This is a genomic window from Marinobacter sp. LV10MA510-1, assembly GCF_002563885.1.
In the GTDB taxonomy this organism is placed as follows: domain Bacteria; phylum Pseudomonadota; class Gammaproteobacteria; order Pseudomonadales; family Oleiphilaceae; genus Marinobacter.
This window is the reverse complement of the sequence record NZ_PDJA01000001.1, coordinates 3,874,233-3,889,091: the sequence shown is the minus strand read 5'-3', so window position 1 is coordinate 3,889,091 and position 14,859 is coordinate 3,874,233. Positions and strand designations below refer to the sequence as shown.

Genomic DNA, 14,859 nt, shown 5'->3' with positions numbered 1-14,859 from the left:
TAAATACAGGATAAGTGAATGAAACTTGCCCAACGCACTCTTCATGCTTTACCGATGCAGGCCCTTGTTATGGCCTCCTGTTTTGCCGCTTCCGGTTGGGCTTTCGCCCAGCAGACGCCGACCAACACCATAGCCGATCCTCACGCGGGCATTGACATACCTGCAGAACGCGAGCAGCTACCGCTGGACGACCTGCGTAAATTTACCGCCGTTTTCAGTCGCATCAAAGACGCTTACGTGGAAGAAGTCACTGACAGCCAACTGCTTGAAAGCGCCATTAAAGGCATGCTGTCAGAGCTAGACCCGCATTCAGCCTATCTGGCACCAAAAGATTACGAAGACCTGGAAGAAAGCACCAGCGGTGCCTTTGGTGGCCTGGGCATCGAAGTAGGCATGGAAAACGGCTTTGTTAAGGTCATCACTCCCATAGACGACACTCCGGCGCAAAAGGCCGGTGTGCGGACTGGCGACGTGATCATAAAACTGGGTGAGCAACCGGTAAAAGGCATGTCTCTGCAAGACGCGGTAGAGCTGATGCGCGGCGAACCTGGCAGTATTCTGCAACTGACGATCATTCGCGACGGCGAAACAGGGCCGCTGGTCATTCCGGTAGAGCGCGCCATCATCAAGGTCACCAGCGTGAAATCCCGCATGCTGGATGACGGTTACGGCTATGTACGCATTACCCAGTTCCAGGCCGAAACCGGCAGCCAGTTCCGCGACGCCCTGACGGCACTGAAAAAAGACGCCGGCGGTGCACTCAAAGGCGTAATTCTGGATGTACGCAACAACCCGGGCGGCGTTCTGCAGGCCGCCGTTGACACCGTAGACGCTGTGCTGAACGAAGGCCTTGTGGTCTACACCGAAGGACGCATACAGAGCTCACGCCTGCGTTTCAGCGCCACAAAAGGCGACATACTGGCCGATACGCCAATGGTGGTCCTGATTAACGGCGGTTCCGCGTCTGCATCAGAAATCGTAGCGGGCGCCTTGCAGGACCATCGCCGCGCCGTAGTGATGGGCACCCAGTCATTTGGCAAAGGCAGCGTGCAAACCGTGATTCCACTGGATGAAACCCACGCCATAAAAATGACCACAGCCCGTTACTACACACCGGACGGCCGCTCCATTCAGGCCACCGGCATCAAGCCGGATATCGAAGTAAAACCGGCAGAGCTGAAAGAACTGGAGAGCCAGCCGATGTTTACAGAAGCTGATTTAAGCGGCCACCTGGAAGGCAAGAACGAAGCCGAAAACCGTAAAAACGCAGCTCAGGATGAGAGCGCTAAGGATGTAAGTGATAACACCAAGGAATCCGCTGAAGCGGTTCTGAATCGTGACTACCAGTTGCGCTCAGCGCTGAATCTGCTTAAAGGGCTGAACATCATCAGCCGCGCCGGCACGTCCAGTGCTCAGCAATAAGTTGCTTTCCGTGAGGCACTTTCCAAGGTTCAGTTTGTGAATCCGCAGCGGTCGAACACGTCGGCTGGCATGCTGCTGACCATGCTTCTGGGCCTGGCCAGCAGCATGGTCAGCCATGCAGTGTTGGCCGGGCCGCCACCCACCATTGCCATCATCATTGATGACATGGGCCACAACCGTACTGAAGGGGAGCGCCTGGCACGGCTGGAGCAGCCAATCACCCTGTCGTTTCTGCCCTACCGCCGCCATACCGTAGAACTGGCCAAACTGTCACACAGCCTGAATAAGGAAATCATGCTGCACGCGCCCATGGCCAACACCCAGCATTTCGGCCTGGGGCCCGGCGGCCTGACCGAAGATATGGACCAGGTCCACCTTACCCGCACATTGCGACGGGCTTTGCAGTCGGTGCCCCACGTTCAGGGCGTGAATAACCATCTGGGCAGTCTGCTAACGCAACGCCTGCAGCCTATGGACTGGGTGATGACAGAACTGGGCCGCTACCCGCTGTACTTCGTTGACAGCCGCACTATCGCAAGCTCTATAGCCGGCGATGTCGCCCGCGCGCACAGCATTCCCAGCCTTACCCGCGATGTGTTTCTGGACCACGAACAAACCGAAGAGTTTGTTGACCGACAATTCAAACTGTTGATTCAACGTGCGCGGCAACAGGGCACGGCCATCGCTATCGCCCACCCCCACAAAGTCACCGTAGACTATCTGGAAAAACACTTGCCTCTGCTGGACGAACAAGGCATTGCCGTAGCAACTATCAGCGGCGTCTGGGCTATTCGCAACAGCAACAAAACCATGTTTGCAAACGAGAAAAAGCAGGCCATAGTGCCTGCTTATGCGAAAAAACCAGAATCGGACAGCAGCGCTGCCCGATTGTAATTGTCTGGCGGGCTAGTCCCTCACTTCAATTCCCTGGGCTTTCATAAACGCTTTAGCTTCCGGAATGGTGTGCTCGCCGAAGTGAAATATCGAGGCCGCCAGCACCGCATCCGCGCCACCGATGGTTACGCCATCGGCCAGGTGCTGTAGGCCACCTACCCCGCCAGACGCAATCACCGGCACCGTTACCGCATCGCTAACGGCGCGGGTCAGGCCCAGGTCAAAGCCAATTTTTGTGCCGTCGCGGTCCATACTGGTTAGTAGCAATTCACCGGCTCCCAAGGCCACCATCTTTTGCGCCCATTCCACCGCGTCCAAACCCGTTGGCTTGCGGCCACCGTGGGTAAAAATCTCCCACCTGGGCTCTTCGCCCTCGACGCTCACCCGCTTGGCATCAATCGCTACAACAATACATTGGCTGCCAAAGCGCTCGGCCGCGGTTCTTACAAATTCGGAATCAAACACCGCCGCGGTATTGATGGCCACCTTATCGGCACCGGCATTCAGCAGTTTGCGAATGTCTTCCACCGTGCGCACACCGCCGCCGACGGTTAAGGGAATAAACACCTCTGCCGCCATGCGCTCTACGGTTTCATAAGTGGTGTCACGGCTTTCGTGACTGGCGGTAATATCCAAAAAGGTGATCTCATCAGCGCCCTGCTCATTGTAACGGCGAGCTACTTCCACCGGGTCGCCAGCGTCGCGGATATCCACAAAGTTCACGCCTTTCACTACCCTGCCCTTGTCTACATCCAGACAGGGAATAATGCGCTTGGCCAGTGCCATGGAAATGCTCCGTTCAGTCAGAAAGTCACAGTGTCAGAAGATCAAAAATCAAGCGTTCAGGCTGTCGCAGTAAGCCTGAGCTTCGGCTACATCCAGAGTACCTTCGTAAATCGCACGGCCGGTAATGGCGCCCAGAATACCCTGATCGGCCACAGCGCCCAGGCGCTTCAAGTCGTCCATATTGGTCACGCCACCAGAGGCAATCACCGGTATGCCACAGGCCTTAGCCAGCGCCGCGGTGGCTTCTACGTTCACGCCCTGCATCATGCCGTCGCGGGCAATGTCGGTGTACACAATGGAGTCTACGCCGTCGTTCGCAAAACGCCGGGCCAGATCGGTTGCCATAATCTCAGACACTTCAGCCCAGCCGTCGGTGGCCACGCGGCCGTCTTTGGCGTCCAGGCCCACAATAATATGGCCGGGGAAACGTTTGCACATTTCGGTCACAAATTCTGGTTCTTTCACCGCTTTGGTGCCAATGATCACCCACTGCACACCGGCCTGCAGGTAGGTTTCAATAATTTCTGCGGAGCGGATACCACCACCAATCTGAATCGGTAAGTCCGGATACTTGCGCGCGATAGCCTTCACAATTTCACCGTTGACCGGCTCACCGGCGAACGCGCCGTTCAAATCCACCAAGTGAAGACGCCTTGCGCCGGCATCTACCCAGCGGGTTGCCATATCAACCGGATCGCCGCCGAACACTGTGGAATCGTCCATCCGGCCCTGACGCAGGCGAACGCATTTACCGTCTTTCAGATCGATAGCGGGGATAATCAGCATAATGGTTTTTTTCCAAGATATTTTTAAATTATTTTCCGGCCCAGTTTACAAAGTTCTTAAGCAATTGCAGGCCTGCATCGGCACTTTTTTCCGGATGGAACTGCACCGCAAAAATATTACCCCTGGCCACCGCCGCCGCAACGTCGACGCCGTAACGGGTGCGGCCGGCTATGTCGACGTTATCTTCGGCCTCGGCGTAATAACTGTGCACAAAGTAAAAACGCTCATCGTCAGCGATTTTGTGCCACATAGGGTGATCTTGTACCTGCTGCACCTGGTTCCAGCCCATGTGCGGCACTTTTAAACGCTCGCCGTTTTCCGTCAGTTTGTGGCCGAAGAAACGCACATGGGCGGGGAATACGTCAATGCAGTCAACGCCCCCGTTTTCTTCGCTGTGGGACATCAGCGCCTGCATGCCTACGCACACACCCAGCAGAGGGCGATCGCGGGAGACTTCTTTCACCAGTTCATCCACGCCCAGCCGACGGATTTCCGCCATGCAATCGCGAATGGCGCCCACACCGGGGAATATCACCCGGTCGGCGCTGCGGATAAGGTCGGCGTTGTCGGTCACCAGCACCCGGGTATCCGGGGCTACGTGTTCTACGGCTTTGCTCACGGAATGCAGGTTGCCCATGCCGTAATCAATGATGGCAACGGTTTTCATAAATTCATCAGTCCAGCAGCTGGGAACAGTCTAGGGCGCCTCGGATCAGAGGGTGCCTTTGGTGGAGGGCATAATACCGGCCATGCGGTCGTCAAGCTCAACGGCCATGCGCAGTGCGCGGCCAAATGCTTTGAACACCGTTTCAATTTGGTGATGGGTATTTTTGCCCTTCAGGTTGTCGATATGCAGGGTAATCAGCGCATGGTTCACAAAGCCCTGAAAAAACTCGGCGAACAAGTCTACATCAAAGCCACCCACGGTTGCCCGGGTGAAAGGAACATCCATGTGCAGGCCGGGGCGACCGGACAGGTCCAGCACTACCCGCGACAAAGCTTCGTCCAGTGGCACGTAGGCGTGGCCGTAGCGGCGGATGCCTTTTTTGTCGCCCACTGCTTTAGCGAACGCCTGGCCCATGGTAATGCCCACATCTTCTACGGTGTGGTGGTCGTCGATATGCAAGTCGCCATCACACACCACATCTAGATCTACCATGCCGTGGCGGGCAATCTGGTCCATCATATGATCCAGAAAAGGCACGCCAGTCTGAAAGTTGGTTTTACCGGTGCCATCAAGATTTACTTCAACACTGATCTGGGTTTCAAGGGTATTGCGTTCAACCCGAGCCTTGCGTTCGACCATGTGAACTCCGTAACTGACTGTTTAAAATAGTTTTAAAAAATTTTCGGCTTCAGAGACGCCAATGAATAATTGCGCCAAGTATACCGCTTATTCGTACCGGAGTACTGCCGGTGGATTTATCGCAACCATTACCCTGCGCTATGCAAACACTTTCTTCAGATTGCGCATGTACTGGTCTACCAGCGAGTTGAACTCGTGCTTGATAATTGGGCTGATGGCCAGTTTCAGCAGGCTCGGCAGCGGTAGCGTTAATTTTGCATTGGTTTTAAACTTCAGGGTGGACATGGTATCGCCCTTGGCGGTAATAACCCAAGACCCGTTCACCACGCCATTGCCCTGGCCCGCAACAGGCTCCCAGCGAATAGTGCCGGCATCGCGGTCTGACACATAATGGCAGGCGTAAGCCGTTTGGATGGAGTACTTGTCAACGCCTACCTTCTCCATTTCCCAGAGGTAGCTGTTATCGCCCAGATCAGTCAACTTATGCACTTTCGGAAAGTGACTGACAGACCGGGGCACATCCGCCAGCAGGTCAAACACTTCATCGTAACTGCCATCAATTTCCAGCTCGCGGCTGAGTTCTATTGATACGTTTATGGCCATTGCCAACTCCTTGTTGTCATTATTAGAGACTCTTGTTCTCATTATTAGAGATTACGATCGTCACAGAAATACGGCGGTATTTTGGCCTAACACTACGGCATTGTCATACACTCACGCTGTTAATTTGCTAACCCTGCGTTATCCTTTGATAAATCGCACATTGATCTGAACGAACAGGACACACCCAATGAAAGCACTACGTTACCTGCTCATTACTATTGTGGCACTGATTTTACTGGCCGTAGCGGCAATAGTCGTCGCCATGTTGGTGATTGATCCCAACACCTACAAGCCGCAAATTGAGCAGGCCGTAGAAAAGCAAACCAATCTCGACCTGATTCTAGACGGCGACATCAGCTGGTCGTTCATTCCCATCGGCCTGGAGCTGAACAACGTTGAAGCCAAACTCGACGGCGAACGCTTCATTGCGCTCGATCGTTTAGTCGCAGAGATCGATTTTTGGTCACTGGTCGCCATGTCGCCTCAGGTGAATAACTTTGTACTGGACGGCCTGGACGCGCATCTGAGCGTTAACAAAGAAGGCCAGGCTAACTGGACCCGCATAATGCCGGAGAAAGACGCGCAGCAAGCGGCCCCCAGTGAACCGGCTCCGGACACAACAGCGGCAGCGAGTGAAGGCTCCGCGGAACCGCTGAACTTCAACGTCAGCAACGTCGAAATCGCCAACGCCCGGGTGCGTTACACAGACGCCACCACCGGCCAGGAAATCACCTTGGAAGATTTCACTTTGGGCGCCAGCGACATCACTCTGGGTTCCGAGTTTCCGTTAGACATCAGCTTCCGGGTAGAAACCGCCGAGCCGCAAATGAGCGTAGAAGGCAGCATTGCAGCCCGCCTGTCGGCCAACCAGGCATTAGATACATTTAGCGCATCGGGCCTGGACGCAAGTTTCGACATAAAAGGCGAAGCATTCGCCGGTAAAACCATCACCGCTAAAATCAGCGGATCACTGGCCGCCAACCTGGCTAACGCAACCGCGAATCTGAAAGATATCAGCTTCAGCTTTGCCAACCTAAGCGCCAACACCAATCTGACTGTAGAAGGCTTTGGCGACAAGCCAAAATTGGCGGGTAACATCGCCATCAACGAATTTTCACTGAAAAAACTGCTGGAGAACCTGGGCCAACCCACTATTGAAACCAGTGACGGCGACGCGCTCACCGCCCTGGCCTTCAGTACTAACATTGGCGGAGCAGCGGGCAAGCCGGAGCTAACCGACTTAACCCTGAAACTGGATGACACCACTTTCAACGGTTCAGGCAGTTATAACCTGGCCAGCTCCGCACTTGTTTTTCGCCTGACCGGTGACGAGCTAAACGCCGATCGCTACCTGCCGCCACCATCGGGCACCCCGGCGACTGAAAGCGGCACTGGCTCTAATTCTGGCTCTGGTTCTGGCACTGCGGCAGCCCAAGCAGACCCGGACTCGCAATTGCTGCCCCTGGACACCCTGCGCGCGCTGTTATTAGACATTGATTTGGGACTGAACAAGCTAACCGTCAGCAATCTCCAGATTAATGAGATAAAAGCCAGCACCCTGGCCAAAAACGGCGTGCTGGAAATCGATGACTTCAGCGGCAAACTCTACTACGGCAGCTTTAACGCCAATGCCAGCATCGATGCCCGCTCCGACACTCCGAAATGGGGCATCAATACCGACGTAACAGACGTACAAACACTGCCGCTACTCAACGACCTGGCGGAAGTAGACATGCTCTCTGGCGGAGCAAACCTCAAAATAAACGCCAAATCCACCGGCAACACCATGGCCGCATTGCGCGGTAACGCCGATGGCAAAATTACCTTTAACCTGGCGGAAGGCGAGTTCCGCCGCATGAACCTGACCCGCCTGGCATGCCAGGGCATTGCACTGGTCAATCAGGAAACCCTGGGTACGACCGACTGGGGAACTACCACACCGTTTAATGACATGCGCGGCACCCTGGACATTAACGGCAACACCCTGAACAACACAGAGCTGCTGGCATCGCTTGCCGGCATGCAGCTGGAAGGCCAAGGCAGCGTGGATATGCAGCAAACCCTTGTGGACTACGAACTCGGCCTGCGTATTGTGGGTGAAATCCACCGTGACCCAGCCTGCCGGGTAACCGACACTGTGAGAAACGTGGTTATACCCCTTGAGTGCCGCGGCAACCTTAGCGATGACCCAGCAGGGCTCTGCTCCTTCGACGGTTCGCGCTTCCGCGACAGCCTGCAAGACATCGCCAAAAACGCAGCCAAGGCCAAAGCAGAAGACAAAATAAAAGACGCGCTAAAAGGCTTCTTTAACTGATGACTGACAGCTTTGCCCCAGCCCTGTTGAACTGGTTTGATGAACACGGCAGACACAACCTGCCGTGGCACCACAACCGCACCGCATACCGAGTGTGGGTATCGGAAATTATGCTGCAACAAACCCAGGTAGCCACGGTTATACCTTACTACCAGGCGTTTATGCAGCGCTTTCCAGACGTTCACTCGCTTGCGTCAGCACCAACAGACGACGTGCTCAGCCACTGGTCCGGCCTGGGTTATTACGCCCGCGCCCGTAATCTACAAAAGGCCGCACAAGCCGTGGTGCAGGAACACAACGGCGAATTCCCTCGCGACCAGCAACAACTGGAAGCACTGAGCGGCATCGGCCGTTCAACCGCCGCCGCCATTCTGGCGCAATCCTGGGATATTAAAGCCGCCATACTGGACGGTAACGTCAAGCGGGTACTTGCGCGCTACCACGCTGTAGCCGGCTGGCCGGGGCAAACTGCGGTACAACAGAAACTCTGGCAGTTCGCCGAACAACACACTCCAAACGAACGGATACGGGACTATACCCAAGCCGTAATGGATTTAGGCGCGTTAGTCTGTACCCGCAGCCGACCGGCCTGCGAACGCTGCCCACTGCAACAAAACTGCCAGGCCTGGGCCAACAGTGAAACCGCTCTATACCCCGGCTCGAAACCGAAAAAAACCAAGCCCGAAAAAACCACCTGGATGCTGATACTGGAAGACAGCGAAGGCCGCATACTGCTTCAGCGCCGGCCACCCAGTGGCATCTGGGGCGGCCTATGGAGCCTGCCAGAGCTTGACCCGGCATTGGGCGAAGACGAACTACAGCAGGCATGCGAACTACAGCTAGGCCTAAGCTGTGGTGATCCACAACGCATCAGCGGTTTTCGTCACACCTTCAGCCATTACCACCTGCACATACAGCCAGCGCGAATGAGCGCCGAACCCCAAAGCCGCGTTGCCGACGACAATCACCGCTGGCTGCACCGTGATCAAGCATTGAGCCTGGGCTTGCCAGCACCCATACGCACACTACTGACAGACCCCGAGCAGACCACGCTGCTGTAGCAGCCCGGCAGCCTTATTACTGATATGATGCGTTAAATACTAGTTGCCTCCAAACATCCCAAAATACCCACAGGAGCCCCCATGAGCCGTAACATTTTCTGCCGCAAGCACCAGAAAGAAATGGAAGGTCTGAACAACCCCCCAATGCCCGGCGCCCGCGGCCAGGACATCTACGACAACATCTCCAAAGCGGCATGGGAAGAATGGCAAAGCCAGCAAACCATGCTGATTAATGAAAAGCACCTGAGCCTGATGGACCCGAACACCCGCAAATACCTGCAGGCACAGATGGAACGCTTCTTTAATAACGAACCCTTCGACAAAGCCGAAGGCTATGTACCGCCGGAAAAATAGCCCATTGGTCCAGCCCAACAAGCAGCACTGAAAACTTTAACAAATTTTCAAAAGCCCTCTTGACTCAGTGCGGCCAAACCGGTTTAATAGCGCCCCGTTGCAGCACAGTATTGCAACATGCCCGGATAGCTCAGTCGGTAGAGCAGAGGATTGAAAATCCTCGTGTCGGTGGTTCGATTCCGCCTCCGGGCACCATTAGATTCAACGACTTAACCCGCCTAGTGCGGGTTTTGTTCTTTCTAAAACCTGAAATGTAAGCAATATGTAAGCAGATTTGGTGAATACCCATCAGGTGCAAACCGCTGTTGCTTAAATAGTGATAAAGGACTCAAGGGAATGAAGAAAATTGCGGCAACCCTGCTGATTGCTACTGCCATCGCTGGCTGCACTACTGCCGGCCCATATGTGACGAACATTTCAAGTGATGGCAATAACGGCCTCAACATTGAAAAGTGCGCGGTGAAAATGAACGCTTTTATGGGCACAGTTTCCACAGTGGACTGCTCGTCTCAGCACGTTAGACTCAGTCGCAACTGATTCAGAGCCTTCCGCGTACAATGGAAATTCTGTTCATGAAATATCTTCACGTCAGACATATTCTTTTCGTTTTTATTTTATTGCTTGGTTTTTCTGTTAGTGCTGAAGAGCAATTAACGAAGGGCTCTGTCGAGCTTTCGGGTGTTCAATCTTTAGTGTGGGGGGAGTACACCATTAATCCAGTGAAGCACACTGAAGAGCAGTGGAATTTCTATGTGGTGGTGGTCCCCAAGACGGTGAGACAGGGCAAATTAATTGAGATAGCTCGGGATTTTTTTAAACGATTTCCCCATACACGAGTGAGATTCTTCAGTGATACCGAGCACCTTCAACAATACATTGATAGAGACCGTTATTTTAACGACAGCACGGGGACGGTGAGAGAAGTGTCGTTCCCTGACTCCACGTGGATACAGGATCATTTCCTAGCAAATATTAATAACAGGTCGGGACAGCGCAAATGGATACTAGAAAACCGCTACGGAAGTAAAATCCATAGCCTGCCGTAATTTGGGGCTGCAAAGCTTTCTCAGCCAATCCAAGCGCCATTAGATTCAATGACTTTACCCGCCTCGTGCGGGTTTTGTATTTTTCTAAAGCCTGAAATGTAAGCAAATTTTGGTACTGCGGGCTACTCTAACCGCTTGTCTGGATTCGCAGGCCCTACCACCGTTCCAAACCGTGTAAACACAACGTAAGCATCCATTGCGATCATCCTGCCCTCGTACTTCATCAAGCAGTAAACGATATATTCTGAACTATGCGTGACTGATTTTCGATATTTGTAGTCAGGGCAAAAAGCACCGCTACCCTGCAAGGCTCTACTCAAGCCCGCTAATGGCCGACTGTCCCACGATCCGTATACTTGCCCTTCGTATCGCACCCCACCGGGGGGAACTTCTGGCGGAGGTGGTGGGGGATCATCAAAACTACCTACCTGCCAACTAATCAATATCCACAGCATCGCCCCAACTAGTAAAGCAACGACGAGATTAGTCACCCACACAAAAGCCCATGTGTTTCGAAGGCTCTTACCGCAATGTTCGCATCCGAATGCGGCCTTATGTATTACCTCGTTGCACATAGGACACTTTCGATACTGATTTTTTATAACCATCTGGCTCTCCATCAGTCTGCTGGCGGCATCACTCAAGAAATACTAGGTGCTCACTTACGCCACCCTTGTTGTACACCAACTGCCAGCGACCATAACCCGCAGTAGATCTATCGTGGATAATTGCTATCAGATGCTGCTTTCGCCACTCTGTTGGAAACTCAGCTCGGACAACGGTGCCGGTGGTATCCCAAAAGAAATTCTCGGCGTCGATGTATTCCTGAATCTTCTCAGAATCATCAAAAAAGCGGGATCTAACATTGGAATGTTTTGCGAACGTTTTCCTCGCAACGGTGATCAATTCATTACGGGATAAATTTTCAGGAATGATGAAAACCTTCCATTCCCATCCACTTGTGGATTGATAGTCACCCCAATGTGCAATTTCCACCGGTGCAACAGCGGCAGCCGGTTGAACTGGTGCAACCTTCACAACACGCGCTTCTGTTGCAATAGGTGCAGTCGAATCTGATGATGAACTTCCTTCACTATTCTGAAAGTAGATCCCGAAACCCACGAAACCCACGGTCCAGAAACTTACAGCAATAAAAACCAGTAACGCTACGGGGTAAGCGCGGTAAGGAACATAATTTGCCGTTGCTGCTTCACGCGTTAATCGCTTCTTCTGTTCTTTGGCTAAAGGATCAATTTCCGAACCGCAGTGCTTACACTTTACAGCTTCAATCTTTATTGCTTCCGCGCAGTACGGGCACTTCCGACTAACCTCACTCATTAGGCTATCCCTTTCCAGCTTACTGTCTCTGAAGACTACATGGCGTTACGGGTCCTTACCACCGGGTTTGGCCACCGGGGGGAACGCGGAGCGCGGTATTCGGTTATTTTCAAAAAACCTATAGCACCACAATTTGAGTTTTAGCACCGGTGGGTTCAGTTCGGTTCGCATGTTCGGTACCCCTAAAGGGGGGGTACACCGAACGAACTTGCGGGAACACCGAACCACCGAACCGAACAAAAAATACCAACGGTGCCAGACCCCTTGCGGCGCAAGGGCTTGCGGAAGTTCGCTTTGCCGAACTATGGAACCGAACTAAACCGAACTATCAGAAAGGAAAAAAGATAGTTCGGTGGGTTTTCCGAACTATCAGAAGGGGTTTTAATCAAAAACCGGGTCGTTCAAATGAATTTTTACTGCTTTTCCTTCCTTGCTCTCGGTGATTAAATCTTGCTCTACAAAAACCTTCCGGGCTTCACTAACCCGGCTTTTATTGATCCCCTCACCTTCGCACAGTTCGACCAAGGTTTTATTCTCCAAGGCTTCACCGCCAGCATCACGAACCCCCTGTTTCAGTAGTTCCCATATTTTCATTTCTTGCGGTGCCAACTGGAGCAATGAATCATCAGCAAATTTATCAGCCTGGACCACTACCGCACTATTGCCTATTTCTCCCAGGTCTACACCGTGAAGCCTCAGCAAAACCGGTTCGGCTAATTCTGCATCCTTCATTTTTGTAGTCTGAAGCGCGATAGTTCCGCCAGCCCTCGCTTCCACCCGGAGTTCAATGTCTGTTGCCCCCTTCAAAGCAATAGAACCTCTTGCGCGGCTTTTATCTCCCTGACCGGTATGGTGAACGACAAGAATCGTGGTTTGCAGTTCATGCTTTAGCATGTCCATGTGCTGAACAAAAACCCCCATGTCTTTAGTGCTGTTTTCATCCAGACCGCCAAAATTCCTCGCCAGCGTATCAACCACGATCAAAGCAGGAACGCCATATTTATCAACCATCGCCCTTATCGTCCTGACCAAGGCTTTCACACTCTCAGCATCAGTCAACGGAACGGCAGTGTTACTAACCATTACATTTTCCGGCACCAACCCCCGGTGTAGCGACCAGGCCTTGAGCCGACGACCAATACCAGCGTGTCCCTCCCCGGCGATATAAAACACAGCTCCCTCCTTCACAGGAAATCCCTGCCAAGCTTCACCGGTACAGATACAACAAGCCATGTCCAGCGCAATGAATGATTTTCCAGCACCGGGTTCACCAAACATGACAGTCATACTGTTTGCTTCAATATACCGCTGTACAAGCCACTGAACGGGCTGAATATTGGCTATCAACTCACCACCGGGAATAAAGCGGAAGCCACGGCGCATCGGTGGGCGTTCTTTTCAATTCCGGCAGTGGCGAGTCATCGAACTCATCGGCAAACCCTCGACTTTTCGCCAGCACTCTTGCCAATGTGTATTTCCACACCCATTCCTTTGCTGACTTAACGTTATTCTTCCGCTCCCCTAACGACTTACCGGCCAAAAAGTAATCCTTGTCAGTAAGCACCGTCAGGATTGATTCTTTATTCACACCGGTGGCAACCATTTCCTGACACACTGCTTTCAGCGCATCAGAACGGTCTACATCATCTGAATCATGCTTAGGAAAGCGCGGTGCCAACGGCCCTTCACCGTCCCTGACAAGAACTTTCCAATCTTCACCTATTGCCATATCATCCAAGGACACCACCGGTGCTTCTCGATCCCAATCCAGATCACCCACGGTGTGCTTTTCATCATTGCTAGCGGATTGTCCGAACCAGTCTGAATACAGCCTTTTGAGGGCGGCACCGCCTGCCTTAACGGTGCCTAACCCTTCCACCATGTCAGCCGTAATCGTGAAGAACCGGCCTTCCTGATACATCTCCCGACCCACCTTGTTGTCACAGTGGCCACCACCGGGTAACTCCCCTTTGCAGATAATATGCAGACCGTTGCCAGACGGTGATCTTTCGGTGAATGATTGCAGTTCATCCACTGCCTGCCGTGCGTCATCCCGCAGGGCTCCTAACTCGTCAAAGCAGTTATCAAGGTCTACCCCTACGAACGGATCATCAGCGGTGAAAACAAAGCCTATACCGGCATAACCTCCCATCAGATATGCCTCACAAGCTTCATCAAAGATTCCCCAGTCTCCCCGTATTTTCGTGCTGGCCTGCCTTCCGGTTTTCGGGTTATGGGGAACCTTCGATACCTTACCGCCACCCTTGTTCACGGCTTTCCAAACTACCCATTGCGGGCATTCCTGAAGCTCACCAGGCACCGCGTCCAGGTTCGGGGGTATCAACCTCGGTGTTTTAGCCGGGGCGGTTTGTTTAGTGGTTTTCATACTCACCCACCTTAGTTACAGGCCGGTATGTGAGATAACTCCCCGGTAACGCTCGAAACCAGCTTTTAGCCATTTGTTCGATATTTTGTATGGCGGTGGCAAATGACTGGCCATCTGGCGATAGTGTTTTAACCCACTCGACTGGCACTAAAGCGGCATCACGGCGGCGGTAAAGCTCTATTCCGTCTGCATTCAATCGGTCAATCAGCACATCGAGATCCACCATTGAAATACGCACATCAATTAAAAGCTCGCCCTTTTCGTCAATCGCCAAAGTCAGTGGGTGACTAATTGGAAAGCCCATCTGAATTGATCGCAAAACAACAACATCGGATTGAGTTTTACTTTTGTGCATCATTTGCCCCTTTTTCCTTTGTTCATTGATACAAACAGATCCCTTCAGCGCACTTGCTCCGCGATACCTTTGCATAGTCTGTCTCCCTCACGCGTTCCGGCTGTCAGTGGTGGATTTATCCAACAACCGTTGAACGGCGTCATCAGGCCAAGCCAGAAAGCGATTAGGAAGGCGCACCGGGCGCAAGCCGCACCAATGCCCTTTTCGA

The 14,859-nt window shown here is 53.0% G+C and carries 16 protein-coding genes and 1 tRNA gene; 8 read left to right on the top strand and 9 right to left on the bottom strand.

The window, feature by feature from the left end; translation table 11 throughout:
* The first annotated feature begins 18 nt into the window (after nt 1-18).
* The gene (locus tag ATI45_RS18760; RefSeq protein WP_098421124.1) at nt 19-1,422 is read left to right on the top strand and encodes a S41 family peptidase; all 1,404 of its coding nucleotides are present in this window, start codon (nt 19-21) and stop codon (nt 1,420-1,422) included.
* Between the two features lie 36 nt (nt 1,423-1,458).
* Nucleotides 1,459-2,316 (top strand): divergent polysaccharide deacetylase family protein, encoded by an 858-nt coding sequence (locus tag ATI45_RS18755; protein WP_179888122.1) that lies wholly within the window; start codon nt 1,459-1,461, stop codon nt 2,314-2,316.
* A 12-nt stretch (nt 2,317-2,328) separates the two neighbouring features.
* On the opposite strand, the gene hisF is transcribed toward ATI45_RS18755, so the two are convergent.
* From hisF to ATI45_RS18730, 5 genes are all read right to left on the bottom strand, one after another.
* Complete coding sequence (gene hisF, locus ATI45_RS18750; RefSeq protein WP_098421123.1) at nt 2,329-3,102, bottom strand: imidazole glycerol phosphate synthase subunit HisF; 774 nt, start codon at nt 3,100-3,102, stop codon at nt 2,329-2,331.
* 48 nt (nt 3,103-3,150) lie between these two features.
* Entirely contained in the window at nt 3,151-3,888 is a 738-nt protein-coding gene (gene hisA / locus ATI45_RS18745) for a 1-(5-phosphoribosyl)-5-[(5-phosphoribosylamino)methylideneamino]imidazole-4-carboxamide isomerase (protein ID WP_098421122.1), read from the bottom strand.
* Between the two features lie 28 nt (nt 3,889-3,916).
* Nucleotides 3,917-4,555, bottom strand: a complete 639-nt coding sequence (gene hisH, locus ATI45_RS18740; protein ID WP_098421121.1) for an imidazole glycerol phosphate synthase subunit HisH — start codon at nt 4,553-4,555, stop codon at nt 3,917-3,919.
* A 45-nt stretch (nt 4,556-4,600) separates the two neighbouring features.
* Nucleotides 4,601-5,194: an imidazoleglycerol-phosphate dehydratase HisB gene (hisB, locus tag ATI45_RS18735; RefSeq protein WP_098421120.1), complete on the bottom strand. Its 594-nt coding sequence runs from the start codon at nt 5,192-5,194 to the stop codon at nt 4,601-4,603.
* Nucleotides 5,195-5,332: 138 nt separating this feature from the next.
* On the bottom strand, nt 5,333-5,797 hold the full coding sequence (locus tag ATI45_RS18730) for an SRPBCC family protein (protein ID WP_098421119.1): 465 nt from the start codon (nt 5,795-5,797) through the stop codon (nt 5,333-5,335).
* A 187-nt stretch (nt 5,798-5,984) separates the two neighbouring features.
* Between ATI45_RS18730 and ATI45_RS18725 the strand changes: the two genes are divergently transcribed.
* The 6 genes from ATI45_RS18725 (at nt 5,985) to ATI45_RS18700 (ending at nt 10,572) form a co-directional block, all read left to right on the top strand.
* Nucleotides 5,985-8,111 carry an AsmA family protein gene (locus ATI45_RS18725; RefSeq protein ID WP_098421118.1) on the top strand — a complete coding sequence of 709 codons (2,127 nt, stop codon included), beginning with the start codon at nt 5,985-5,987 and terminating at the stop codon, nt 8,109-8,111.
* Complete coding sequence (mutY, locus tag ATI45_RS18720; RefSeq protein ID WP_098421117.1) at nt 8,111-9,172, top strand: A/G-specific adenine glycosylase; 1,062 nt, start codon at nt 8,111-8,113, stop codon at nt 9,170-9,172. Before ATI45_RS18725 ends, mutY begins: the two co-directional genes overlap by 1 nt.
* Before the next feature lie 81 nt (nt 9,173-9,253).
* Nucleotides 9,254-9,526, top strand: a complete 273-nt coding sequence (locus tag ATI45_RS18715) for an oxidative damage protection protein (RefSeq protein ID WP_098421116.1) — start codon at nt 9,254-9,256, stop codon at nt 9,524-9,526.
* 119 nt (nt 9,527-9,645) lie between these two features.
* A tRNA-Phe gene (locus ATI45_RS18710) sits at nt 9,646-9,721 on the top strand.
* Nucleotides 9,722-9,862: 141 nt separating this feature from the next.
* The gene (locus ATI45_RS18705; RefSeq protein WP_098421115.1) at nt 9,863-10,063 is read left to right on the top strand and encodes a hypothetical protein; all 201 of its coding nucleotides are present in this window, start codon (nt 9,863-9,865) and stop codon (nt 10,061-10,063) included.
* 35 nt (nt 10,064-10,098) lie between these two features.
* Nucleotides 10,099-10,572, top strand: coding sequence for a hypothetical protein (locus ATI45_RS18700; RefSeq protein ID WP_098421114.1), 474 nt, complete (start codon nt 10,099-10,101; stop codon nt 10,570-10,572).
* Between the two features lie 636 nt (nt 10,573-11,208).
* On the opposite strand, the gene ATI45_RS22455 is transcribed toward ATI45_RS18700, so the two are convergent.
* The 4 genes from ATI45_RS22455 to ATI45_RS18675 all read right to left on the bottom strand — a co-directional run bounded on the left by ATI45_RS22455 (nt 11,209) and on the right by ATI45_RS18675 (nt 14,726).
* A complete protein-coding gene (locus ATI45_RS22455; RefSeq protein ID WP_218926159.1) occupies nt 11,209-11,910 on the bottom strand; it encodes a zinc ribbon domain-containing protein in 702 nt (233 codons plus the stop codon).
* A 381-nt stretch (nt 11,911-12,291) separates the two neighbouring features.
* Nucleotides 12,292-13,293 (bottom strand): AAA family ATPase, encoded by a 1,002-nt coding sequence (locus ATI45_RS18685; protein ID WP_098421112.1) that lies wholly within the window; start codon nt 13,291-13,293, stop codon nt 12,292-12,294.
* The gene (locus ATI45_RS18680) at nt 13,259-14,296 is read right to left on the bottom strand and encodes a hypothetical protein (protein WP_098421111.1); all 1,038 of its coding nucleotides are present in this window, start codon (nt 14,294-14,296) and stop codon (nt 13,259-13,261) included. The genes ATI45_RS18685 and ATI45_RS18680 overlap by 35 nt, the downstream gene beginning before the upstream one ends.
* Nucleotides 14,283-14,726 (bottom strand): hypothetical protein, encoded by a 444-nt coding sequence (locus ATI45_RS18675; protein WP_143751187.1) that lies wholly within the window; start codon nt 14,724-14,726, stop codon nt 14,283-14,285. The genes ATI45_RS18680 and ATI45_RS18675 overlap by 14 nt, the downstream gene beginning before the upstream one ends.
* Between the last annotated feature and the right edge of the window lie 133 nt (nt 14,727-14,859).